The following is a 20,430-nucleotide window of genomic DNA, read 5'->3' on the forward strand; positions in this document are numbered from 1 at the left end:
GGAGGTCAGCGCATCAGGTCCTCGGCCAGGGCGTTGACATCGCCGGCGCCGATCAGCATGACAACGTCCCCGTCGGTCGCGTCACGCAGCAGTTGCCGGGCGAGTTCGGCCCGGCCGGGCGACATCCGCATCCGCGGGGCTCGGCCGGTGACGTCGGCAGCGAGCTGCTCGGCGACGTACGTCCACTCGGTGGGGTTCTCCCGGGCCGGATAGACCGGCTCGACCCAGACGCGGTCCGCCGTCGACAGGGCGTCGAGGAACTCGGTCTGGAATTGCCGGGTACGGCTGAACAGATGCGGCTGGAAGACGGCCAGCACCCGCCCGGCGCCGACGACCTGACGGGCGGCGGCCAGGGCGGCGGCCACCTCGACGGGGTGGTGGGCGTAGTCGTCGTACACCCGGGCGCCGGCCCCGGTCGTGCCCCGCAGCTCGAAGCGGCGCGCAAGGCCGGGGAATGCCAGCAGGGCGGCACGGATGTCGGCAGGCGCGCACTCCCGTGCGAGGGCGACCTGGACGACCAGCGCGGCGTTGTGCAGCTGGTGTACGCCCGGCTGGTTGACCTCGTACTCCTCGCCTTGGAGTCGGAACCGCATCGGCTCGCCGTCGATGAGTTCCGGCTCCACCACTGTCATGTCCGACACGAAGGGCCGCAGGTGCGCGGCGGCCTGGGTGGAGACGATCGCAGCCTTGGCGTTGGTGGCGAACTCGCCCAGCACCTTCGCCACGTCGGTGATGTCCTGGTAGCCGCCGCCGTCCCCGACGTGGTCGAGGTCTACGTTCGTGACGACCGCGGTGTGCACCCGGTAGTTCAGCAGGCTTTTGTCCGACTCGTCCGCCTCGATGACCAGGGCGCCGCCGGAGCCGGCCGCCGCATGGACGCCGGGCGGCCGCAGCAGCGCGCCGACCACGTAGCTCGGATCCGTGCCGCAGGAGGTGAGTACGTGCGCCAGCAGCGCGGCCGTGGACGACTTGCCGTGCGCGCCGCCGACCGCGATCGTCTCGTGCAGAGCCGTGAACTCGGTCAGCAGCGCGGAGCGGTGCAGCTCGCCCAGACCCTTGCGGCGCGCCTCGGCGCGCTCGATGTTCTCCGGCCGGACCGCGCTGGAGAACACGACCTCGGCTGGGGACTCCGGCACGTTCGCGGCGTCGTGGCCGATGGACACGCCCGCCACGCCGTTACGCTCCAACGACTCGGTGTAGATCGTCTTCTTGGCGTCGCTCCCGGTGACGTGCGCGCCCAGCTCCCGAGCCACGAGGGCCAGCCCGGACATGCCGCACCCCCCGATCCCGATGAAGTGAAGACGCCGGCCAGCGAGGGACTCGCGGACATGTGACATGGCCCGGAGTCTACCGGCGCACCCCATCTCCCCAGCGGATCTCACGAGGGCCCGTCGCCGGAGCCTGACTGCAATACCAGACCAGGGCGCCGAAGGTGCGCCCGATCTCCGCGATGGCGCCGTGGTGCTCGTCGCCGGTGACCGGCCTCGGTGGTCGGTCTCGTCTCATGCCCGGATGCGAGCCGGCGGCATCCGCCCCGTCGCATGCGAGAGACGGTCTCGGTGGTCACGGGCAGTCGCGGTCAGCCGCCGTGTGCTCGCCGCTCCTGGAGCACGCCGCCCGGCACAACCTCCGGGTGATGGCGCTCCCCCAACGGGCCGAGACAGCGGGCGGCATTCCGGAGACGCCGCATTGCGGAGACGCCGACGGGGATCCGGTCCCGGATTGGGCGTCACCGCCTGGCTCTTCCGAGAGTCCGGTCGGCCGTCGCGAAGCGGTGCTCCGTCGGCTTCAGCACTTCGTAGTGGTGGCCGAAGTACTGCGTTTTCGCCGATTGCGTGAGCACCGCCAACAGGAAGGCGAGGCACCCCATGGCGTGGTGCTCCCACAGTGGGCCGCGTCCCTCGTTGTACATCACGGTCCACTCGTCGGGGTGCTGGCCGGGCCTCACCAGCCAGTACAGGAAGGCCCCCGTGCCTTCCTCGAAGGCCCAGGGCACCACCCTCGCCCCAGGCTCTTGCAGGCTGGCGGGCTTCGCCTCGAACTCCCAAAGGTCGGTCAGGATCTCGTCCCGTTCCGCCGTCTGTGCGTGCTGATCGCATTCGTCGTAGGCGGAGCCGGGGGCGAGCAGCCAGATCGTCTCGTCGAAGATGCCGGCGCCGTAGGTCTCGACGAGCTGCTTGTAGTCCGCAGGCAGGGCCGTGTCGAGGGCGCGTTCGGCCTGTGTCCAGTCCACAGCGGGTGGCGGGTCGGCGGGCGGCGGGCAGAGGCGAACGAGGGCGTCAAAGGCAGCACGGGCATCAGAGGCGATCATGGAACGGACGCTACTGGCTCCCCGGCCGGCACCCGGGGGCAAGTCCGCGTAGTTCCCGCACCAGCCCTGCGGGCTGCCTGGACTGCCTGGACTGCCTGGACTGCCTCAGGGTGGTCGCCGGCGCGATCCTGGCCGGTGGCTGTAGCGGCGTCCCAGCCGTGCGGACCGGCGCGGCCCGGGGCTGTCGGCCGTCCTGCCTGTGCCCCCGTACGGTGGAATTCGGTGGGGCCGTGGGGGTGAGCGCCGCAGGATGGGGCGTATGAGTCCGCCGACCGCCGAGCACCGGGTGGAGTTCCTGCGTCACCCCCACCCTGGATACCCGCACCTCACGGCTTGGGGCATCCGGATCGAAGGCACCGACCTGCGCGTCTTGGTCGCCGAGGCGACACGCGCGCTCTGGAGTCGGGAGCTCGACGAGGACGACGACACCCCGCAGGAGCGGGAGGAGTTCCTGCTGCGCCAACACGCCCCGTTGCACCTGGACGACGACGCCGACGGCGCCCGAGCCCGGGCTCACTTTCTGGGCGACGCCCCACCGGATCTCCGCGACCGCGACACGGGCGCCCTGTGGCTCCTGGGCTGCTCGTGCGGGATCGACGCCTGCTGGCCCCTGCTTGCCACGGTCCGCGTCACGGCGACGGAAGTCGCCTGGTCCGGCTTCTACCAGCCCCACCGGCCGAACTGGGGCGAACTGCCCCTGGGGCCCTATGTCTTCCCGCGCCCGGCCTACGACAACGCCCTGGCCGCGCCGGTCCCTCTCACCCAGGACCCCCTCGCCCCTTTGCTGGGCGAGGGATAGCCACCGGCGAGGGCCCGACCCCGTTGGCGACGGCGACCCCGTTGGCGACGGCCGTCAGCAACCGCTGGCTTGATCACACCGGTGCATTCGAACACCGGCCTACGATGATCTAGATCACGAAGGGGGAGTCATGAGACTGGCATGGCTGGGGTGGCTGGTCGACCAATGGGACGAGTTGGGGTACAGCAACGGAGCACTGCGGGGCGCGATCGGCACGGTCGCGGTCCTGATCAGTGCGGCGATCGTCGCCGTGGCGCTGCAGCGTTTCCGCGTGGCCGCGCTGGCAGCAGCAGGGGTGGTCACCGCCGTGGGGGTCGGCTGGCTGTCGACCCACTGACGGGGGGGCTGGTGTCTTCCCCCGGACGTGGGGCCGGCTTGCACTCGGTCGTCAGGCCGTCTTGGCGCAGGAGCAGCCCGGGAGGGGAGAACTGCACGAAGAGCTTCTCCGCGATGCGCACGAAACGATCACCTGGCTCCGGGACGGTGAGGCGGCCAGGTGGCGGGCGGCGGGGCGGCGGCGTGCTGACGTGCGGTGGGCGGGGTTGCTGCCTAGGGTTCCGGTATGGAGATCACTTCGCTGGGGCCGTTGGCGGATGAGCTGTTGGCCACCGCGCGGGCGGCCGGGTCGAGCGCGGGCCGCAGTGGCAGGACCGTGTTCGGCGGTCACGGCAGCGCTCTGGGTCAGACCATGATCGCGCTGCTGGCGGGCAGCACTCTGTCCGATCACGAGAACCCGGGCCAGGCGACCGTGCTGGTCGTACGGGGACGGGTCCGCTTGACGGTGGAGGAGTCGTTCCGTGAGGGGACGCCGTACGACCTGCTGCCGGTGCCCGAAGCGGTGCACGGCCTGGAAGCGGTCGAGGACTCGGTGGTCCTGCTGACGGTGGCCCGGCAAGTCTGACGTGCCCCGGCCCCGGCCCCGGCCCCGGCCCCGCAACAGGATCCGGGCGGTGCCGTCGGTAGCCGCCGGCGTGACGCGCACGGGGTCGAATCCCGGCCGCGCCGCGGTGACCCGTGCGCGTCCCGCGGCTTCGGCCCCCGCTCTCCGGCGCGGACGGTTCCGGACGGGGACGGGGACGGAGCTGTATGCCCCAGACCCGTCCGGCCTCCCGGCGGTGCCGTCGTCGGGCAGCGCGTGGACCAGGGCGCCGGCCACGTCCCGGTGCGGCCGGACGGGGAGCGGCCCGGCCGCTTTCCCTTGGCCGCCCCGTTCAGTGCGGTGACGGTAGCGGGTCCAGGGCGTTGCCGACGGTGCAGCCGCCTTCGCCGGGCATCCGCTGGATCCGGGGCGGCACCCACACCTCGGTGGCGCCGGGGCCCACGCGGGCCAGAAGGCAGTCCTGCGCGTCGAAGCCGTTCCCCTTCACCGACAGGAGAACGCCGACCCGGCCGCCGTCCGCCTTCACCTCGGTACGGATCTCCGGTCGCAGGTCCAGGGCGGCGAGCGTACGGCGCACCTCGGCCTCGTCCGCCCGGCCGTCCGCCGGTATCCGGGGCAGCCGCGCGCGGAGTTCCTCGTACGGCAGCCGGGGCGGTTCGGGAGGCGGGGCGAAGGCCAGCGGTGGGCCCTCCGGGCAGTCCACGTCACGGGGCTCCTCGCCCCACTCCGACACGGGCGACACCCGCACCGCGAAACAGCGCCGCACGGCGACCTTCTCGGGGGCGAGCGATCCGTCGTACGCCGAGCCGGACGTGCGGACGACCACGTCGACGCCGTCCCCGTCATGTGTCGAGGCACCCGTCAGCCGCAGTACCTCCACCCCGTCGATGCCGGAGGCGGAGCGCCCGACCTCCTCCGCCGTGCGCGGACGCTGGCCGTAGAGCCGCTGGCCCGCCTTGCGGGCCACCTCCCGTGCGGCGTCGGTCGCCTCGTCCTCAGAGGACTGCACCACCCCGCAGCCGATGGTGAACAGCAACAGCGGTACGAGCAACAACAATCGGCGCATGTGTCCATCCTTCCGGCACCGCGCACCGCGGACAACCGCTCGCGTACCCAGACCGGCCTGGGCGATCGTACTCACCCGGTGCGGATGGCCGGGGCGCCGCGGCAGCCGCCGCCGCAGACACCGGTTTCGGGGAGGGTGAGTTCAACACGCCGGGCGGCTTCGCCGTCGCCGGCGAGGTGGGCGGCGACGGAACGGACCTGTTCGAGCCCGCGGTCCTGGGCGCCGAGAGCAGGCTGCTCACCCGCGCGGCCGACGTGCGACCTCTGCCTCGGCCGCCCGGCCTCAGCGGCGGGAGCTGCCGGACACGGCCGTCCGGGAACGGTAGACGGCGGCTCCGAGGATGAGGATCGCGGTGCCGGAAATGACGGTGGTCAGGGGCAGGGCGAAGGCGAGGACCGCGCAACCGGCCAGGCCGACGAGGGGGACCGTGGCGTTGGGCCGTCCCTCTTCGGGGGCGAGGGTCCAGGCGGATGCGTTGGTAATGGCGTAGTAGGCCAGGACGCCGAAGGAGGAGAAGCCGATCGCCCCGCGTACGTCGGCGGTCGCGGCGAGGAGGGCGACGACGGTGCCGACGGCCAGTTCGGCGCGGCGCGGAACGCCGGAGTGCGGGTGGACGGCGGACAGGGCGTGGGGCAGATGCCGGTCGCGGGCCATCGCCAGGGTGGTACGGGAGACCCCGAGGATCAGCGCGAGCAGCGAGCCGAGCGCGGCGACGGCGCCGCCCACGCGGACGACGGGCACCAGCCAGTCGGCGCCCGCCGCCCGTACGGCGTCCGACAGCGGGGCGGTGGCGTCGGCCAGGCCGCCCGCGCCCAGCACCGTCAGGACGGCGACCGCGACGAGGGCGTAGACGGCGAGGGTGGTGCCGAGCGCGATCGCGATGGCGCGCGGGATGGTTCGGGCGGGGTCGCGCACTTCCTCCCCGAGGGTGGCGATGCGGGCGTACCCGGCGAAGGCGAAGAACAGCAGGCCGGCGGCCTGGAGCACCCCGCCGACGGTGGCGTCGGAACCGATCGCCAACCGCGCGGCATCCGCGCCGGTGAAGGTCAGGGAAGCGACGGCGACGGCGGCGAGTACGGCCAGGACCACGGCGACGATGACACGGGTCAGCAGCGCGGACTTCCGCACCCCGGCGTAGTTCACCGCGGTCAGCGCCACCACGGCCGCCACCGCCACCGCGTGCGTCTGGCCGGGCCACAGGTAGGCGCCGACGGTGAGGGCCATCGCGGCGCAAGAGGCGGTCTTGCCGACGACGAACGCCCAGCCGGCCAGGTAGCCCCAGAAGTCGCCCAGGCGTTCGCGGCCGTAGACGTAGGTGCCGCCGGACTGCGGGTACAGGGTGGCCAGACGGGCCGAGGACGTGGCGTTGCAGTAGGCCACGACCGCTGCCAGGGCAAGGGCGGCCAAGAGCCCGGAACCGGCGGCGGCGGCCGCCGGGCCGAGCGCGGCGAAGATCCCTGCCCCGATCATGGAGCCCAGGCCGATCACCACCGCGTCGGCCAGCCCCAGACGGCGCTTCATCGCGCCCGGGCCCTTCGCGGCTCCCAGCGTGTCCATCACCGACCCCCTTCGCGCACCGCACCTCGACTCGGCGCACCGTAGCCGAGGAACGTGTCGGGCCGGGGGCGTCCAGCGCGGTGAGAGTGGGTGAGCGGCCCGGCGGCACGAACCCGGTGCTCCCGCATCGCGCACTGCGTGACGTGGATCGCCGCGGGGCGGGGGCGCTCTCGCCTCCGAGCCACAGGCGCCGTTCCGTGACTCGCGGGTCACCGTCACCGACCGTACGCCTCTACAGTCTTGTCATGGTGAGTTCACGTCAGCCCCGGCGCCGGGTGCGCGCCTTGCGTCTATGGCCGGTAGGCGCGGTCCTCGGCCTGACCTTCACCGCTGCGGTCCTGGTCGCGGCCGCGGTGTTCTCCATCGGGTGGGACCTGCTGGGTGCACGCGGGCTCAAGCAGGAACCCCGCATCGACTCCAAGACGTTGTTCGACCTGGTCAAGCTCTCCTTCGGAGTCGTGGCCGGGGCCGGCGCCCTGGTGGCCCTGGTCGTCGCCTACCGCCGCCAGCGCGTCGACGAGGACGGCGCCCTGCGGGATGCCACCCGCCTTCACAACGAGCGCTTCACCACCGCCGTGGCGCAGCTCGGCGACGAGTCCGCCGCCGTGCGCCTCGGCGGTGTGCACGGCCTCGCCGGACTCGCCGACGACGCCCCCACCTCCGCGCTGCAGCAGACCTGCATCGACGTCCTGTGCGCCTACCTCCGGCTGCCCTACGCCGCGGAGAGCGACGTCCCGCAGGACGACGCGGAGGCGCGCCGCGGCCACCTGGCCCTGCGGACGGTCCGGCACACGATCATCCGCCTCATCGGGGACCACCTGAGGTATCCGTCCCGGCACCCCCACTCATGGCAAGGCCGGCACTTCGACTTCTCCTACGTCACCTTCGACGGCGGAGACTTCTCCGGTGCGAGGTTCTCCGGCGGCACCGTCGACTTCTCCGGCGCGAAGTTCTCGGGCGGCACCTTCAGCTTCATCGGCGCGGAGTTCCCCGGGGGCGAGGTCTACTTCATCGAAGCGGAGTTCTCCGGGGGCGAGGTCTACTTCACGGACGCGGAGTTCTCCGGAGGCATAGTCGACTTCACCGACGCCAGCGGATCCGCACCACACGGACTCCCCCTGGGTGGTTCGTCCTCGGACGTGCCGAACGGACTCACCCTCCCCCGGATCTGGCACGGGGATGGGACCTCGTGACGTTCGGCATCCCTTTCACAGGCGGTCCGGGTCCGGGTCCGGGTCACGAGTGCGGCAGCGGCTGCGCGCGGCATGACCGTACGTTTGAACGTTCTGCGCGGAAGCGCCGCCCAGCGGCTCTACGAACGCCACGGATTCGCCGTGGAAGTCCAGGATCCGATCGACGTCTTCATGGTGCGGGGGGTGAACGCCTGCGTCGCCGCAGCGATGCCGTCGCCCACATCGTCAGACCGACCAGGGAAAGAATCAACGTCCCGCCGACGACGGCAGGGACGCCCGCAATGAGGGCAAAGTTCAGCAGCAACTCCACCCACGTCGGATCGTCACCCATCGTGCTCCCACCCTGTCTCATACGGGCCATGACGCGTGCGGGCGCCGGTCAGTTCCAGCAGCCCGCCGAAGCTCCGGGGAACCGCTCCAGCAGGCGTACGTGCTCGGCGTTCGGTGCAGTCGGCGACGTACGGGCGGCGACGTACAGGCGGCGACGTACGATCGCCTCGCCGCCACCGTCACGAAGTGCCTCGGCGACGGCGTCTTCCACCCCACCGCTTCGGACGGGAGTGTCGCCACAGTGGAACCGAACGTCGGCACCTCACCGGAAAGTCCCGAGGTCAGCGAGGAAAGCACTGGCGCGCCGGGAGCGTTTAGTCTGTGGCCTGCCGCCAGGGCGCGTTGCCCCGGCGGCAGGCCACAGCAGGGCGGGGAGACGTACGTGAGCAGAAGCAAGGCCCAAGCCGTGTGGGCGGCCGTCGCGGGGGGCGCGGCGCTCGCGGGCACCATCGTCGCCGGCGGGGTCGTGCTGGCATCGGCCGATGAGGACCTCGGGGACGGCTGGATCCGGGAGCCCGCGGGCGCGAAGACCCCGGCCCTCGCCGACAGGCAGCCCTCGCAGGGCGAGGTCATGGCGGAACTCACCGCCGCCGCCACCACGGCAGGGCTCACCTCCGACACCAAGTCCCGCGCCGAGGAGGGGGAGCTCGCCGACTGCATTGCGGCCTGGACCGGCGACGGTCCCGTCGGCGACAGCCACCTCGCCGCCCTCGAAACCGCCCTGAACGAACGCGGCTGGCAGGTCACGGCCCGCCGCGGTGAACCCGTCCCGGCCGTGGCGCTGACCAGCGGCTCCTGGCGCCTGGAGTTCATCAACGGCGGTCTCGTCGACACCCTTTCCCTGGTAGCCACCCGCTCCGGCCGGACCTGCCAGGACGCCTTCCGCCGCGCCGAGGCAACCCGGGGGCCCCGGGGCTAGTGATCCCGGTTCCGGCTTGATGGAGAAGGCTGAGTCGTCTGTCTTCGCACCCACCCCGATGATCAGCGGGCCGCGTCCACGGGCCGGCCGGTTCCGGCCGGCAAAACCCTTCGGGTGCGGCCGCACGGAGACAGCGGGCCGCCACCGGTCCTCACTGCTTGAGCAGGCGTCGGGCGACAACCGCCTCGCGCAGGCTCGCGGCCATCGCTGCCGCCTGGTCCGGCGGCAGCGCCAGGACACCGTTCTCCGTCATCAGAGCGTGGAACTGCTGCTCGGGGTAGGGGACGCCGGGCGGCAGAGCGGCGATGTGCCAGTGCAGATGCGCATTGCCCTGCCGGCTGCCGAGCGAGTAGAGGTAGGTGCGCTCCGGCTCGTAGACGGCCTCGACGGCGAGGGCGATCTCCCGCACGAACAGCATGAGCCGGCTGTAGGCCGCCTCGTCCACGTCGCGCACGGCGTGCTCGACGTGTGCCTTCGGTGCGACCAGGACCTTGCCCGGCACCGTGGGCCACCTGTCCAGGAACGCCACGTGATCGGCGTCCTCGAAAACCGTCTCGTGCGGGTACTCCGGGTTCCCGGCCAGGAACGCGCAGACGAAGCACGGGCCGCTCCGGGTCCGCTCCACGTACGCCTCAAGGTCCATTGGCTGTCGCTCCGTTGACACCTGAGCACCTCTGCCTCTCCGTAGGGGCGCATCAGTCTGCCGCAGGTCGACGGCACCCGCCGGTTCGACCGGGGTGACGCATCGACGGTGGGGGGCGCCGCGGCTCTGGCCGGTGCGAAAGTACGGGCGCTGCCGGCGCGGCCCGTGTCAGGACGCTCGGCATGTCTGGTCGCGCACTGAGCTTCGGATCGATGGCGCATGGGTACGAACGGTTCCGGCCCGGGCATCCCATGGAGCTCTTCGACATGGTGATGGCGTATGCGGGGGTCAGCCGATTCGGACTGCCCTTGAGATCATGGGCGCTGGGACAGGCAAGGCTTGGTCGGACCGGCCCGAGGGCAGCGGCGGCCGCTGGTAGCGCTGGTAGCCGTGCGGCGACAACGCAGTCAGGCACTGCGTGCCGCTCGTCGTGCCCGGGCGCGGATCCGTACCGGGTGACGTCCCGATGCGGGCGGGTCCGCGCAACAGCCGGGACGGTCGCCGGGATGGTCGCCGGGACGCTGCAGGGGGCTGCTCACCTCCAACGATCGACGGCCTTCCCGGCCCCCGGCCCCGGCCCCCGGCCCCGCTCCGGGCGGGTCCCGCGGCGGCAGGACAGCAGGGACGGGCTCGGACTAGCCTGATCGCATGATCGAAATCCGTCGCGCGAGCCCGCCGGACGGTGGTGCCCTCGGCGAGATCCACGCCGAGGCATGGAAGGCCGCCTACGCCCCCTTCTTCGCACCCGAGTTCGCGGCACAGGCGGTACGCGACCGGCGCACCCGCTGGCACGCGCGCGTAGCCGCAGGGCCCGAGACGGTCCTGCTCGCCTCGCTCGGCGGCCGCCCCCTGGCCCTCGCGTTCTTCGGCCCGTCGGCGGACCGGCCCGGTCTCGCGGAGTTGTACAGCTTCTACGGCCACCCGGACGGCTGGGGCAGCGGCATCGCCGCCGCCCTGATCGACGCGACGCTCTGCCGCATGAGCGAGGGGGGAGCCGCCGGAGCTCACCTGTGGACCCTGCGCGACACCCCGCAGTCCCGCCGCTTCTACACCAAGTCCGGTTTTACCGAGACCGGCGGAACCCGGCTCCACGACTTCGGTGACGGCAGCCCGCTGCAACAGGTCGAGTACGAGCGGGTGTTCACCGGACCGTCCGGTCGCCGCCACCACTCGGCCCACTGCTGAGCCACTCACTGCCGGTGGCGGCGGACCGATACGGATCCCCCGGTGCGAACCGCCGCCGGTCCGGTGCTACCTGTTCAGGTGAGCGCGGAGGAGGTTGGGGTCCTTGGCCGTGACGTAAGCCGCGCTCAGGACGTAGGCGGTGTCGCCGCGCAGGGCGATGGAGGTCGGGTTCTGCAGGCCGTCGGCGGCGGTCAGGACGGTGGAGTGAGTGCCGTCGGGCTGGATGAGCGCGACCTCGCCGGGGCCGTTGAGGGCGGCCAGGATCTGGTCGCCCTGCCCGGTGAAGGCGAAGTCGTCGATCCCGGTCAGACCGGTGGCCCGGGTCTGGACCGCGCCGGGGCGCCCGTCCCGCAGGATGGGGATGCGCAGGACGGTCCCCCGGTCGAGGTTGGTGGCCCACAGCGCCCCGTTGCGGATCTTCAGCCCGTTGGCACCGAGGAATCCGGTGGAGGCCAGTTCGGGGGCGTTGGACCAGGTGCGGGGGGTGCCGCCGGTGGTGGGCACGCTCGCGATGGTGCCGAGGACGGAGTCGGTGATGTAGAGGGTGCGGGTACGCGGATCCAGGGCCAGGCCGTTGGGCAGGCCGGTCGCGGGCAGCGCGGCGATGCGCTGCGGTTCGCCGCCCGGGCGCAGCCGCCAGAGGCCGGTCAGATCGGCGGTGCCGGTGGCGTACAGGAAGTACAGGGTGCCGTCGTGCGCACGGACGATGCCGGTGGTCAGGGCGAAGCCCAGGACCGGGGTGTGGATGCCGCCGTCGGCGGGGGCTGGCAGGGTGGCTACGATCCGGGTGGCTCCCTTCGGGGTGATCCGGGCGATCTGACGGGCGGCGGCGAAGGTGACGTACGCGCTTCCGTCGGGAGCCAGGGCGATGTTCTCGGGCGTCTGCTGCCGGGCCAGGTCGAAGTGCGCGGTGATGTGCGCGCAGCTCAGCGGGGCGGAGACGGCCGACGCGACGGCGGGGCCGGCGGCGGCGACGGCGGCCGCGGCCAGTACGGCTGCTGACAGGGCGGCTGACACGGCGGTCTGGGACAGCTTGTTCTTGAACATGGTTCCTTCACTGTTTTCGGGCATGCGGCAGCGGTACGCCGACGCGCCGGGGATACGGGGATACGCGGGCCCGGGATACCGGGATACCGGGATACGGGGGTGCTGCGGTCTCGGTGAGGTGCGGTCAGCCGGTGGTGGCGGGTCGGCCCGTGTCGGCCAGGGTTCCCGGTCGCGCCGGGTCACCCGGCCGGCCAATCTGGGCGAGCAAGGCCAGCGCGGTCCGCGCGGGTGAGTCGGCCGCCGTGGTGGCGACCACGATGTTCTGCCCCGGACCAGGACCTTGGCCCTGGCTCAGGGTCTGCTGGGTGACGGTCAGTGGGCCGACCAGCGGATGTCGCATCTCGTAGGTGGCTACGGCGCACGCCTTCACCCGGTGGTCGGCCCACATCGAGGCGAAGTCCGGGCTCTTCGAACTCAGTTCACCCACCAGCGCGTGAAGGGCGGTGTCGTCCGGGTACTGGCCCGCCACCAGGCGCAGGTTCCCCACCACGGCCCTGGCCTTGGCCGGCCAGTCCGCGTACAGGTCACGCGTGTGCGCGTCGAGGAACACCAGTCGGGCCATGTTGGGCCGCTCCGCCGACCGGTCCGCGGCGTCCGGGTCCAGGTGTCCGGCGAACAGCGCGTGACCCAGCGGGTTCCACGCCAGGACGTCACTGCGGCGGCCCGTCACGATCGCCGGAACGTGGTCCAGCACCTCCAGCAACTGGCCGGTCGCCTGCGCCACCCGTTCCGGCGCGGGCCGCCGGCCTCGGACAGGACCCGCCGCCGACCGGGCCAGGTCGTGGAGGTGCAGGCGCTCGGTCTCCTCGAGCCGCAGGGCCCGGGCGACCGCGTCCAGCACCTGCGGCGAGGCGTTCAAGGACTGCCCCTGTTCCAGCCTGGTGTAGTACGAGACGCTCACGCCCGCCAGCAGTGCCAACTCCTCGCGCCGAAGCCCCGGCACGCGCCGACGCTCCCCGTAGGTGGGCACCCCGATCTCCTCGGGCAGCAGCTGGGAGCGCCGTGTCCGCAGGAAGTCCCCGAGCCGCACTTTTCCGTTCATGGATCCGAGTATGGGTCGAACCCCGCCGCGCGGCCTGACCCTGGCGGGGATAGGCACCAGCGGGTCTGGCTCCCCGCGGGGACCGGTGATGACGTAGGCGATGCCCGCCCGTCCCCTGCACCACCTCACACTCCCAGGAGCACCCCTTGAGCACCGCCACCAGCGAGCACGACCCCTTCGCGGTTCTGGACGCATCGGACTTCGCCTTCGCCCGGCGCGCATGGGTCGATGCCGAGCCCGCCCATGTCTATGACCTCGTCAGTGACGTATCGGCGATCAGCCGCTGGAGCCCCAACGCCACCGATGTCACGTTCGACCAAGACGCCGGGCCCCGGGTCGGGGCCTGGTTCAGCGGCCGCAATCACAAAGACGGCAGGGAGTGGACCACTCGCTCCCAGGTCGTACGGGCCGATCCCGGCGCCGCCTTCGTCTTCGTGGTCGGCGGCGTCGACGACGGCATCGTGCGATGGAGCTGGAGCTGCCGCCCCCAGGGGCGCGGAACCGTCGTCGAGCAGTCCTGGCAACTGCTGCGTCTCGACCCCGTGCTCGGCACCACCCGCGGCGACCTCGACGCGCTCCGCGACTACATGACGAACAGCGTGGAGACCACCCTGACGTCCCTCGCCCAATGGATCGCCGAAGCCTGAGGTAGGTGTCGGCCGGGGGCCGCGCATCGGCCGCCGAGCCCTGCGCGTCAGGCGGGCCTAGGGCGTGCGTGCTGGGCGCCGCACGGCAGGAACGAGTGTGACAGGGGTGAGCAGGACGAGGGGAGCAGCCACCCACCAGTACGACAGCCACGTGATCACCCGGTCAACCCCGGAAGGCATCCGGCGATCAAGCGGTACATCGCCGGACCGCGGGCCCGGACCGACAGCGAGAGAGGGCATGCCCCCACCCTAGACAGTCCCGCGTCGGCGGAGGCCCTGCCGTTTGGGGCCCCCGGAGGCCTTACCGCAGAGCGGGTCGCGCCGATCCGGCCGGTCGTCATCACCGGGTCCGCGTGGTGTTGCCCACGTGTGGACTACTGCGTCGGGGTGGCGTCCGACACCGCCTGTACGAGGCTCAGGGCGAGGGCGTCGAAGTTCTCCCGGAAGAAACTCGTTCGCACGTGGAAGCCCTCTTCCGAGAATCCTCTGTCCGAGATGAACGTCGTGGCAACCGCGGTCAGCGCTGCGTGGATGACGTGCAGGTCGTGCAGATTCAGGGTGTAGTCACGCGACGTCTCGTGGTCGCCGGCGAGCCTCTCGATCAGCCTGCCGATCTCCGCACGGTCCGCGTTGAGCTGCATGACGATCGCCGTGTCGGAGAAGTCCCTGCTCCTGAGCAGCTGCAACGCCTCGACCATGGCGTCGGCCTGTGAAGGGGTGAGCCGTCCGCGGAACGCGGTTCCGTCAGCGGTCAGCCTGATGGTTGTTCGCAAGCTTCACGTACTTTCTGCTGAATGCTTCCCCGGTCATCTTGCAGCCATGAGCATGAGAGAAAGCGAGCGGTGACGACGACGATGCACCCATCCTTACCTCACGCAGGCTTGATCTCGATTCGCGGATCCTGGTGCATGGCCTTTCCAGGCCACTTGGGGCAGGACTTGGCCGGATGAGTCGGCTGTCGATCTCAGTCGAGCGGGATCGCCGCGATGCGGTCGAGTGTCTGCGCGTACAGGCGGTTTCCGTGCTGGACCAGGCGGTCGGCGGACGGTGGCGTCACGGGCATGGTTCCAGTCCTCCCGGAGTCCTCCCGGAGCCTCGCCGTGAGGAAGGCCACCACGTGCGGGGCCGGCGTTTCGTCGGTGTCGTCGTCCTGGCCCGTGGACGGATCCTCCCAGTTGCGTCCACGCGGCGCCGTCCGCCACCTTGCAGCGATGCGGAGGCGGCTCGGCTCGGCTCGGGTTCACGCCGTGACGGCGGCCAGCCGGCCCGAGCCGATCGCGTCCGTCAGGGCCTGGTGGTCGCGCTCGTTCCGGTCGGCGTAACTTTCCGCGAACCGCGCGACGGCCTGGTCGAAGACGTCGCGGCGGCCGAGGTAGGCGGCGATGGCGACACGGTCTCCGGACCGCGCGTGGGCCCGGGCCAGGGTGACGCCGCACAGGCCGGCGAAGACCCGCATGCCGCGCGGCTCCATCCGGGAGGGTTCCGCGATCCCCTTCCAGTCGCGCAACTGGCGTACGTAGAAGTCCCGTTCGCGGTCGTCGATGCCCTGCACCCGCTGCCAGCCGAGGAAGATGTCGCTGGCGGCCTGCATCACGCGCTGGCCGGCGACGACCCGTTCGCCCTGGGTGCCGTATTCGCCGGCGCCCGCGTACGGAGCGAGCACGGACTCCCCGGCCTCCTTGGCCTGGAGGATCAGCGGATCCTCCCCGTCGCGGCCCATCAGCAGTATCACCCAGCAGCGCATGCCGACGCTGCCGACTCCCACCACCTTGCGTGCCATGTCGACCACGCTGAACTGCCTCAGCAGGTGCCTGCGGTCCGTCTGGAGGCTGTCCCCGTACCCCTCGACCAGGGCCCGGATCTGCCCGTCGAGCGCCTCGCGCTCCTGGTCCGGCATCAGTTGGGAGATCGGCGTGATCAGCTGCGGGACGGCGGCGAAGCGGCGGTGGCCGTCGGCCACCTCGGTGAGCTTCTCGAAGGCCTGCCGGCTGTCGCGCCCGCGCGCCTTGCTCAGGGCCTCGGAGACGTTCTTGCGGCCGCGCGTGTGGAGCGCGCCCTGCGCCAGCGCGTGCAGGTTGGTCTCGTCCACCCTCGCGTACCAGACGTCAAGGTTGCCCATCCGGGCGAAGCCGCGCATCCGCTCGCGGTAGGCGCGCACCGCGGACCGTACGATCTCCGCGCGCTCGCCGTCGGAGAAGCCGTTCTCGCGCCCGGCGATGACGAGGCTGGCCGCCAGCCGCTTGACGTCCCATTCCCACGGGCCGGGCAGCGTCTCGTCGAAGTCGTTGATGTCGAACAGCAGGTTGCGTTCCGGGGAGCCGAGCAGCCGGAAGTTCATCATGTGCGCGTCGCCGCACAGCTGGACCCGGATGCCCGAGTCGGGCGTGCCGGCCAGATCGGCCGCCATGACCGCGGCGGCACCGCGGTAGAAGCGGAACGGTGACTGCGCCATCCGGCCGTAGCGGATCGGGATCAGCTCCTGCAGCCTGGTGCCGGACTGCCGCGTGATCACGTCCACCGCGTCCGCCCGGTGCGGCGGGGGCTCGAACGTTCCGTGGGCGGACCGCGGGGCCTTCCGCCGGGCGGCCCTGCCGGCTGCCGCCCGCTCCGCGACCGAGAGCCGGGGCCCGCCGCCGACCGTGGTGGCCGTCTCACTCGTAGCCATCGCTGTGAACCTCCGCAGGCCCGGTTCCCCCGCTTCCCAGCATGACACCCGCCGGAAGCCCCCGCACGGGCTGGACCCGGTGCCAGACGACGGCCAGGTGGGGGCCACACCACGGCCCGCCGGTCGCCGCCGGTGGGCCGATCTCGCCGCAGTGCGCAGTGCGCAGTGCGCACCGCGCCGAGAGGTGGCCGAGCGTGCCCGGCACCGGGAGCCCGCCCCCAGGCGGCGGGCCCGCCGGAACCGGAGTTCCGGCGGGCCGCCCTTACGCGCTCATCCCGGGCCGTGTCCCGCCTCGTCACGGCCCGCGGGTCGCGGCCCGCGCGTCGCGCGTCGCGGCCCGGGGTGGCTCACTTGCCGAAGTAGGCGTTGTGGATCGTGACCGTCGACCGGTTTTCCTGCTTGTCCGTGACGACGGCCTTCAGCGAGATCGCCTTGCCCTTCTCCGGAGCGCGTACCGTGATCTTGTTCGCGCTGACCGGGGCAGGCGTCCACTTCGTACCGTCGTACGACACCAGGACCTCCAGGGCCTTCAGGTCGGCGCCCGCCGCCGCGCCCTGCACCACGACGGGGAAGGTCTGCTTGGCGCCCGCCGGGGCGGTGGAGTCCGGCGCGAGCTTCGGCTGGAAGCGGACCGTGGAGACCGGCAGCTTCGTCGGGCTGTCGGTGCGGGCCGAGGTGAAGGTCCACGAGGCGTCGATCCGGGTCCCGGCGCGGTTGTACGTCGGGTTCCGGTTGATCGTGGTCTCCACCGTGTACGTGGCGGACTCCGCCGGCAGCGTGAAGGACGCCTGGTCGATGGCGGCGTCCTTCTTCGTGTACGGCACGCCGTCGCGGTGGATGGTGGTGCTCGCGCCCGCGTACCGGGCGAAGCCTGAGTGACCCGCCCCGTCACCGGCCAGCATCAACGACCCGTGGATGTCGTCGCCGTCGCGCACGATCCCGTCGTTCTCGTTCATCAGCGGTCCCAGCACACCGGTGTTGAAGTCCTCGGTGTAGGTCTTCCCCGCCGCGAACCGCCGCGACTCGTTGAGGTAGTGGAGCGAGTCGAACCTCCGGAAGCCCGCCGGGTCCGTCTCGCCCAGGATGCCCGCGGCGATGTTCCAGGCGGCCCCGTCACCCGTGGACAGGTACACGTTCCGCGCCCCCGGCGCCGACAGCACCGAGTACGGCGCCTCGACGCCGCCCCCGTTGTCCAGGACGCCGTGCGCCGCGAGGGCGCCTTCGAGGCCGGGTACGGAGGACCCGATCCTCGCCTTCACCAGGGCCATGTCCTTGGTCCTGTACGTCTTGCCGTAGCCGGTGGCCAGCTCGCGGACCGGGCCGCCCGTGAGGACGTTGTACTCCGTCGTGCCGCGCTCCCAGTTGGCGGACCACTGCTGGGTGAGGGCGCCGTCGGCCATCGGGGAGCCCAGGTAGCCGGTGCGCAGGTCGTCGAAGGTGGTGAGCTCGACTCCCTCGATGATGTACGTCTCGGGCGTGCTCAGGGTGTACATCATCCCGGCGCGCGTCGAGCGGGCCTTCGCGTCCGGCACCTTGACCGTCACCGGCCGGGTCGTCCGGGCGTCGAGGGTGACGGTGGTGGGGCCGGTCACCGTGAGCTGCGGGTGGTTGATGAGGTCGGCGCCCTTCCGCGGGGCCGTGGGGTCGACCAGCATGTCGGCCGAGAGGTTGTAGGTCCCGCGGGGCAGGCGGACCGTGCCGGAGCCGGACGACAGGTCCGGGAAGCTCCGCCGGCCCGTGGCGAGGCCTTCGTAGCCCTTCAGGTCGGCCTGCCAGGAGGTGCTGGGCGCGCCGTCCCGTCCGAGGGTCTTGAAGGTGACGTCGTACGACTCGACCTCGCGCTCCACGGCTGCCGCGGTGCGCACGCTCTGGCCGCCCCCGGAGGCGACGACCGTGGTCGCGTACGAGCCGTCGACCGCGGCGCCGAGCCGGGTGTCGGCCGTCAGGTCCACGGTGGCGCTGCCGCCCGCCGGGACGGTGATCCGCTGCGCTCCGAGCGTGAAGAACCCGGCCGGGGCGGGCTGTGCGTCGCCGCCGGTGGACGCTGCGAGTGACAGGTCCAGCGTCACTTCGGCGGCGCCGTTGTTGCGGTACGTCACCTGCTGGGTGACGGGCGTGTCGTCGGTATGGGGCCACTGCTGGGTGCCCAGGCTGATCGAGGCCGGTTCGGAGACGACGCTCTGGTCGATCGCCCGGTCGACCGCGAGGCGGCCGGCGCCCTGCTGGAAGACCGAGTGGGCACCGTCCTTGGCGGATCCCGTCAGGGCGGCCTTGATCCGTTCGCCCGTCCAGGCGGGGTTCCTCTGCTTGAGGATCGCGGCGGCGCCCGCGACGTGCGGGGTGGCCATCGACGTACCGCTCTTGCTGACGTATCCGAGCGGGTCCTGCCCCGCGGAGCCCTCCGCGGCGGCTGCCGTGATCTCCACGCCCGGTGCGGTGATGTCGGGCTTGACGGCGTTGTCCCCGGTGCGGGGTCCGACTCCGGAGAAGTAGGCGATGGCGTCGTCGTCGTCGACGGCGCCGACGGTCAGGGCCGCGTCGGCGCTGCCCGGGGAGTCGACCGTGCCCCGTATCGGCCCGCTGTTACCCGCGGCGACGGCGAACAGGATGCCCTTCTCCGCGGAGAGCTTGTTGATCTGGGCTTCCATCGGGTCGATGCCGGGGGTGTCGGGGCCGCCCAGGCTCATGTTGATGATGTCGGCGCCCTGGGCCACGGCCCAGTCGACCCCGGCGATGATGCCGGAGTCGTCGCCGCTGCCCCGGTCGTCCAGCACCTTGGCGTTGATCAGCTGCGCACCGGGTGCCACGCCCTTGAACCGGGCGTCCTTGGTCCCCGTACCGGCCGCGATGGAGGCCACGTGGGTGCCGTGCCCGACGCGGTCCCCGGCGTCCGGGGAGGCGCTGAAGTTGCGTTCCGCGACCACGCGGCCCGCCAGGTCCGGATGGGTCGCGTCGATCCCGGAGTCCGCGACGGCGATCTTCACACCGGTGCCGTCGAACGAACGGGCCCAGGCGGCCGGGGCGCCGATCTTGCCGGTGCTGCGGTCGAGCGACGCCTTCCGTACGCCGTCCAGCCAGATCCGCGCGATGCCGGAGGTGGTGGTGGCCGTACCGTCGCCCTGCGGGCGGGTGAGGGCGTCCCACAGTGCGCCCGTCCTGTCGGTGGCGCTGGTGACGCTGGTGACGGCGTCGGCGTCGAGGGCCGACAGGGTCCGGCGGACGGTGGTGCCGTCGGAGGAGCGTACTTCCGCGCGGGCCGCCTGGGCCGCGGCTCCGCGGTATCCGACGATCACCTTGAGCCCGGCCCGGTGGGCCTCGCGGCTCTCGGGCTTGGCGAGTTCGGTGATGTCGAACAGCCGCTGGTCCAGCGTGCCGTCGGCGATGAGCTTCCGGGCGTCACGCGGCACCACGTAGGTGCGGCCGTCGTGGACCTGGGTGAAGAAGGGTATGTCCTCACGGCCCTTGGCCCGCTGGATGCCGCCGACCCGGCCGCGGGAGTCCACGAGAACCCGGTCGCCGGTGACCAGGGTGACGGTGTGCACGGTCTTGCCGGCCGCCCCGAGGCCGTTGGCTGAGGCCGGGGGCCCGGTGTCGGGGCCGCCGGGCTGTGCCGTCGCGGGGCCGGTCATGCCCGCCGTCAGGGCGACGGCGGCCGCCAGGGCAACGGGGGCGGCGTACGCCTTCTTTGGCAATTTTCGCAAGATGTTCCCTGCTCAGGAGTGGATACGGGCAGGCGCGGGCCCGGCCCGTACGGGGGTGTGTCCGTGTCGCCGCGGTTCCCCCTCGCCCGCGGGGCGGCCGCCGGTGCGCGGCACGTCCGGCCCCGTCGGCTGTGGCGCTGGCGTGGTGGCGCAAGGGGGCCCCTGGTGGCGTGGGTTCGTCGGACCATCCCTGGATACGTTGCGGAGAACTGCCGGTGCCAGGTCCGGGCGGGCAGCATGGGCTGGTCGAACGGGCAACTCCCGGTGGGACGCCTCCGGCTCCGCGGCGGGTACGCGGCCTGCGGGCGGGCCTGCGGGCGGGAGGCAGGCCCGCCCGCACGAAACCGGCCGGCACGCGGTTCAGCGGCCCGTCGCGGCCGCGGGTGGCGTGGTAGGCGTTCCCGTCGCGGCCGACCGCGAGGAGTTGGCCGTCGCCGTTCGGCAG

19 protein-coding genes and 1 pseudogene are annotated in these 20,430 nt (G+C 72.2%); 8 read left to right on the plus strand and 12 right to left on the minus strand.

All coding sequences use genetic code 11. The annotated features are described in order from the left end of the window. Nucleotides 1-5 precede the first annotated feature (5 nt). Both murC and OTB16_RS18790 read right to left on the minus strand, forming a co-directional pair. Entirely contained in the window at nucleotides 6-1,337 is a 1,332-nt protein-coding gene (gene murC / locus OTB16_RS18785; protein WP_267721368.1) for a UDP-N-acetylmuramate--L-alanine ligase, read from the minus strand. A gap of 392 nt (nucleotides 1,338-1,729) precedes the next feature. Continuing rightward, on the minus strand, nucleotides 1,730-2,311 hold the full coding sequence (locus OTB16_RS18790) for an SMI1/KNR4 family protein (RefSeq protein WP_267721369.1): 582 nt from the start codon (nucleotides 2,309-2,311) through the stop codon (nucleotides 1,730-1,732). A 259-nt stretch (nucleotides 2,312-2,570) separates the two neighbouring features. Here OTB16_RS18790 and OTB16_RS18795 point away from each other — a divergent pair, with 259 nt between their 5' ends. The 3 genes from OTB16_RS18795 to OTB16_RS18805 all read left to right on the plus strand — a co-directional run bounded on the left by OTB16_RS18795 (nucleotide 2,571) and on the right by OTB16_RS18805 (nucleotide 4,011). After that, on the plus strand, nucleotides 2,571-3,110 hold the full coding sequence (locus OTB16_RS18795; RefSeq protein ID WP_267721370.1) for a hypothetical protein: 540 nt from the start codon (nucleotides 2,571-2,573) through the stop codon (nucleotides 3,108-3,110). Nucleotides 3,111-3,240: 130 nt separating this feature from the next. Continuing rightward, complete coding sequence (locus OTB16_RS18800) at nucleotides 3,241-3,447, plus strand: hypothetical protein (RefSeq protein WP_267721371.1); 207 nt, start codon at nucleotides 3,241-3,243, stop codon at nucleotides 3,445-3,447. Nucleotides 3,448-3,672: 225 nt separating this feature from the next. Further along, complete coding sequence (locus tag OTB16_RS18805; RefSeq protein WP_267721372.1) at nucleotides 3,673-4,011, plus strand: cupin domain-containing protein; 339 nt, start codon at nucleotides 3,673-3,675, stop codon at nucleotides 4,009-4,011. 310 nt (nucleotides 4,012-4,321) lie between these two features. On the opposite strand, the gene OTB16_RS18810 is transcribed toward OTB16_RS18805, so the two are convergent. Both OTB16_RS18810 and OTB16_RS18815 read right to left on the minus strand, forming a co-directional pair. Continuing rightward, nucleotides 4,322-5,056, minus strand: a complete 735-nt coding sequence (locus OTB16_RS18810) for a translation initiation factor IF-2 (RefSeq protein ID WP_267721373.1) — start codon at nucleotides 5,054-5,056, stop codon at nucleotides 4,322-4,324. A gap of 282 nt (nucleotides 5,057-5,338) precedes the next feature. Further along, nucleotides 5,339-6,613, minus strand: a complete 1,275-nt coding sequence (locus OTB16_RS18815; protein WP_267721374.1) for an APC family permease — start codon at nucleotides 6,611-6,613, stop codon at nucleotides 5,339-5,341. A gap of 245 nt (nucleotides 6,614-6,858) precedes the next feature. Here OTB16_RS18815 and OTB16_RS18820 point away from each other — a divergent pair, with 245 nt between their 5' ends. Both OTB16_RS18820 and OTB16_RS18825 read left to right on the plus strand, forming a co-directional pair. Continuing rightward, nucleotides 6,859-7,806, plus strand: a complete 948-nt coding sequence (locus OTB16_RS18820; RefSeq protein ID WP_267721375.1) for a pentapeptide repeat-containing protein — start codon at nucleotides 6,859-6,861, stop codon at nucleotides 7,804-7,806. Between the two features lie 69 nt (nucleotides 7,807-7,875). Then, nucleotides 7,876-7,986, plus strand: a pseudogene (locus OTB16_RS18825) (GNAT family N-acetyltransferase); the annotation flags it as partial. On the opposite strand, the gene OTB16_RS18830 reads toward OTB16_RS18825, so the two are convergent. Next, nucleotides 7,976-8,137 carry a hypothetical protein gene (locus OTB16_RS18830; RefSeq protein WP_267721376.1) on the minus strand — a complete coding sequence of 54 codons (162 nt, stop codon included), beginning with the start codon at nucleotides 8,135-8,137 and terminating at the stop codon, nucleotides 7,976-7,978. The pseudogene OTB16_RS18825 and the gene OTB16_RS18830 sit on opposite strands and share 11 nt — an antisense overlap. 48 nt (nucleotides 8,138-8,185) lie before the next feature. Beyond that, nucleotides 8,186-8,347, minus strand: a complete 162-nt coding sequence (locus OTB16_RS18835) for a hypothetical protein (RefSeq protein WP_267721377.1) — start codon at nucleotides 8,345-8,347, stop codon at nucleotides 8,186-8,188. Between the two features lie 171 nt (nucleotides 8,348-8,518). Here OTB16_RS18835 and OTB16_RS18840 point away from each other — a divergent pair, with 171 nt between their 5' ends. Next, nucleotides 8,519-9,055, plus strand: coding sequence for a hypothetical protein (locus tag OTB16_RS18840; protein ID WP_267721378.1), 537 nt, complete (start codon nucleotides 8,519-8,521; stop codon nucleotides 9,053-9,055). Between the two features lie 151 nt (nucleotides 9,056-9,206). Here the strand turns inward: OTB16_RS18840 and OTB16_RS18845 are convergent, their stop codons facing one another. Then, nucleotides 9,207-9,698 carry an HIT family protein gene (locus tag OTB16_RS18845; protein WP_267721379.1) on the minus strand — a complete coding sequence of 164 codons (492 nt, stop codon included), beginning with the start codon at nucleotides 9,696-9,698 and terminating at the stop codon, nucleotides 9,207-9,209. Between the two features lie 648 nt (nucleotides 9,699-10,346). On the opposite strand from OTB16_RS18845, the gene OTB16_RS18850 reads away from it, so the two are divergent. Further along, the gene (locus OTB16_RS18850; RefSeq protein ID WP_267721380.1) at nucleotides 10,347-10,883 is read left to right on the plus strand and encodes a GNAT family N-acetyltransferase; all 537 of its coding nucleotides are present in this window, start codon (nucleotides 10,347-10,349) and stop codon (nucleotides 10,881-10,883) included. Nucleotides 10,884-10,949: 66 nt separating this feature from the next. On the opposite strand, the gene OTB16_RS18855 is transcribed toward OTB16_RS18850, so the two are convergent. Beyond that, the gene (locus tag OTB16_RS18855; protein ID WP_420717734.1) at nucleotides 10,950-11,954 is read right to left on the minus strand and encodes a hypothetical protein; all 1,005 of its coding nucleotides are present in this window, start codon (nucleotides 11,952-11,954) and stop codon (nucleotides 10,950-10,952) included. Between the two features lie 100 nt (nucleotides 11,955-12,054). After that, nucleotides 12,055-12,972 (minus strand): helix-turn-helix domain-containing protein, encoded by a 918-nt coding sequence (locus tag OTB16_RS18860; protein ID WP_267721381.1) that lies wholly within the window; start codon nucleotides 12,970-12,972, stop codon nucleotides 12,055-12,057. A 146-nt stretch (nucleotides 12,973-13,118) separates the two neighbouring features. On the opposite strand from OTB16_RS18860, the gene OTB16_RS18865 reads away from it, so the two are divergent. Next, the gene (locus tag OTB16_RS18865) at nucleotides 13,119-13,619 is read left to right on the plus strand and encodes an SRPBCC family protein (RefSeq protein ID WP_267721382.1); all 501 of its coding nucleotides are present in this window, start codon (nucleotides 13,119-13,121) and stop codon (nucleotides 13,617-13,619) included. A 374-nt stretch (nucleotides 13,620-13,993) separates the two neighbouring features. On the opposite strand, the gene OTB16_RS18870 is transcribed toward OTB16_RS18865, so the two are convergent. From OTB16_RS18870 to OTB16_RS18880, 3 genes are all read right to left on the minus strand, one after another. Then, entirely contained in the window at nucleotides 13,994-14,392 is a 399-nt protein-coding gene (locus OTB16_RS18870; RefSeq protein ID WP_267721383.1) for a hypothetical protein, read from the minus strand. Between the two features lie 467 nt (nucleotides 14,393-14,859). After that, the gene (locus OTB16_RS18875; protein ID WP_267721384.1) at nucleotides 14,860-16,284 is read right to left on the minus strand and encodes a DUF2252 domain-containing protein; all 1,425 of its coding nucleotides are present in this window, start codon (nucleotides 16,282-16,284) and stop codon (nucleotides 14,860-14,862) included. A 347-nt stretch (nucleotides 16,285-16,631) separates the two neighbouring features. Further along, the gene (locus OTB16_RS18880; protein ID WP_420717740.1) at nucleotides 16,632-19,913 is read right to left on the minus strand and encodes a S8 family peptidase; all 3,282 of its coding nucleotides are present in this window, start codon (nucleotides 19,911-19,913) and stop codon (nucleotides 16,632-16,634) included. Between the last annotated feature and the right edge of the window lie 517 nt (nucleotides 19,914-20,430).

Source organism: Streptomyces antarcticus (genome assembly GCF_026627255.1).
GTDB classification, from domain to species: domain Bacteria; phylum Actinomycetota; class Actinomycetes; order Streptomycetales; family Streptomycetaceae; genus Streptomyces; species Streptomyces antarcticus.

What these genes read in the sequence shown, in the direction of transcription:
- OTB16_RS18880 (WP_420717740.1), bottom strand. Translation starts at nt 19,913, where the DNA reads ATGACCGGCCCCGCGACGGCACAGCCCGGCGGCCCCGACACCGGGCCC.
- OTB16_RS18830 (WP_267721376.1), bottom strand. Translation starts at nt 8,137, where the DNA reads ATGGGTGACGATCCGACGTGGGTGGAGTTGCTGCTGAACTTTGCCCTC.
- OTB16_RS18805 (WP_267721372.1), top strand. Translation starts at nt 3,673, where the DNA reads ATGGAGATCACTTCGCTGGGGCCGTTGGCGGATGAGCTGTTGGCCACC.
- OTB16_RS18810 (WP_267721373.1), bottom strand. Translation starts at nt 5,056, where the DNA reads ATGCGCCGATTGTTGTTGCTCGTACCGCTGTTGCTGTTCACCATCGGC.
- OTB16_RS18815 (WP_267721374.1), bottom strand. Translation starts at nt 6,613, where the DNA reads ATGGACACGCTGGGAGCCGCGAAGGGCCCGGGCGCGATGAAGCGCCGT.
- OTB16_RS18800 (WP_267721371.1), top strand. Translation starts at nt 3,241, where the DNA reads ATGAGACTGGCATGGCTGGGGTGGCTGGTCGACCAATGGGACGAGTTG.
- OTB16_RS18875 (WP_267721384.1), bottom strand. Translation starts at nt 16,284, where the DNA reads ATGGCTACGAGTGAGACGGCCACCACGGTCGGCGGCGGGCCCCGGCTC.
- OTB16_RS18855 (WP_420717734.1), bottom strand. Translation starts at nt 11,954, where the DNA reads ATGCCCGAAAACAGTGAAGGAACCATGTTCAAGAACAAGCTGTCCCAG.
- OTB16_RS18845 (WP_267721379.1), bottom strand. Translation starts at nt 9,698, where the DNA reads ATGGACCTTGAGGCGTACGTGGAGCGGACCCGGAGCGGCCCGTGCTTC.
- murC (WP_267721368.1), bottom strand. Translation starts at nt 1,337, where the DNA reads ATGTCACATGTCCGCGAGTCCCTCGCTGGCCGGCGTCTTCACTTCATC.
- OTB16_RS18795 (WP_267721370.1), top strand. Translation starts at nt 2,571, where the DNA reads ATGAGTCCGCCGACCGCCGAGCACCGGGTGGAGTTCCTGCGTCACCCC.
- OTB16_RS18790 (WP_267721369.1), bottom strand. Translation starts at nt 2,311, where the DNA reads ATGATCGCCTCTGATGCCCGTGCTGCCTTTGACGCCCTCGTTCGCCTC.
- OTB16_RS18860 (WP_267721381.1), bottom strand. Translation starts at nt 12,972, where the DNA reads ATGAACGGAAAAGTGCGGCTCGGGGACTTCCTGCGGACACGGCGCTCC.
- OTB16_RS18820 (WP_267721375.1), top strand. Translation starts at nt 6,859, where the DNA reads ATGGTGAGTTCACGTCAGCCCCGGCGCCGGGTGCGCGCCTTGCGTCTA.
- OTB16_RS18850 (WP_267721380.1), top strand. Translation starts at nt 10,347, where the DNA reads ATGATCGAAATCCGTCGCGCGAGCCCGCCGGACGGTGGTGCCCTCGGC.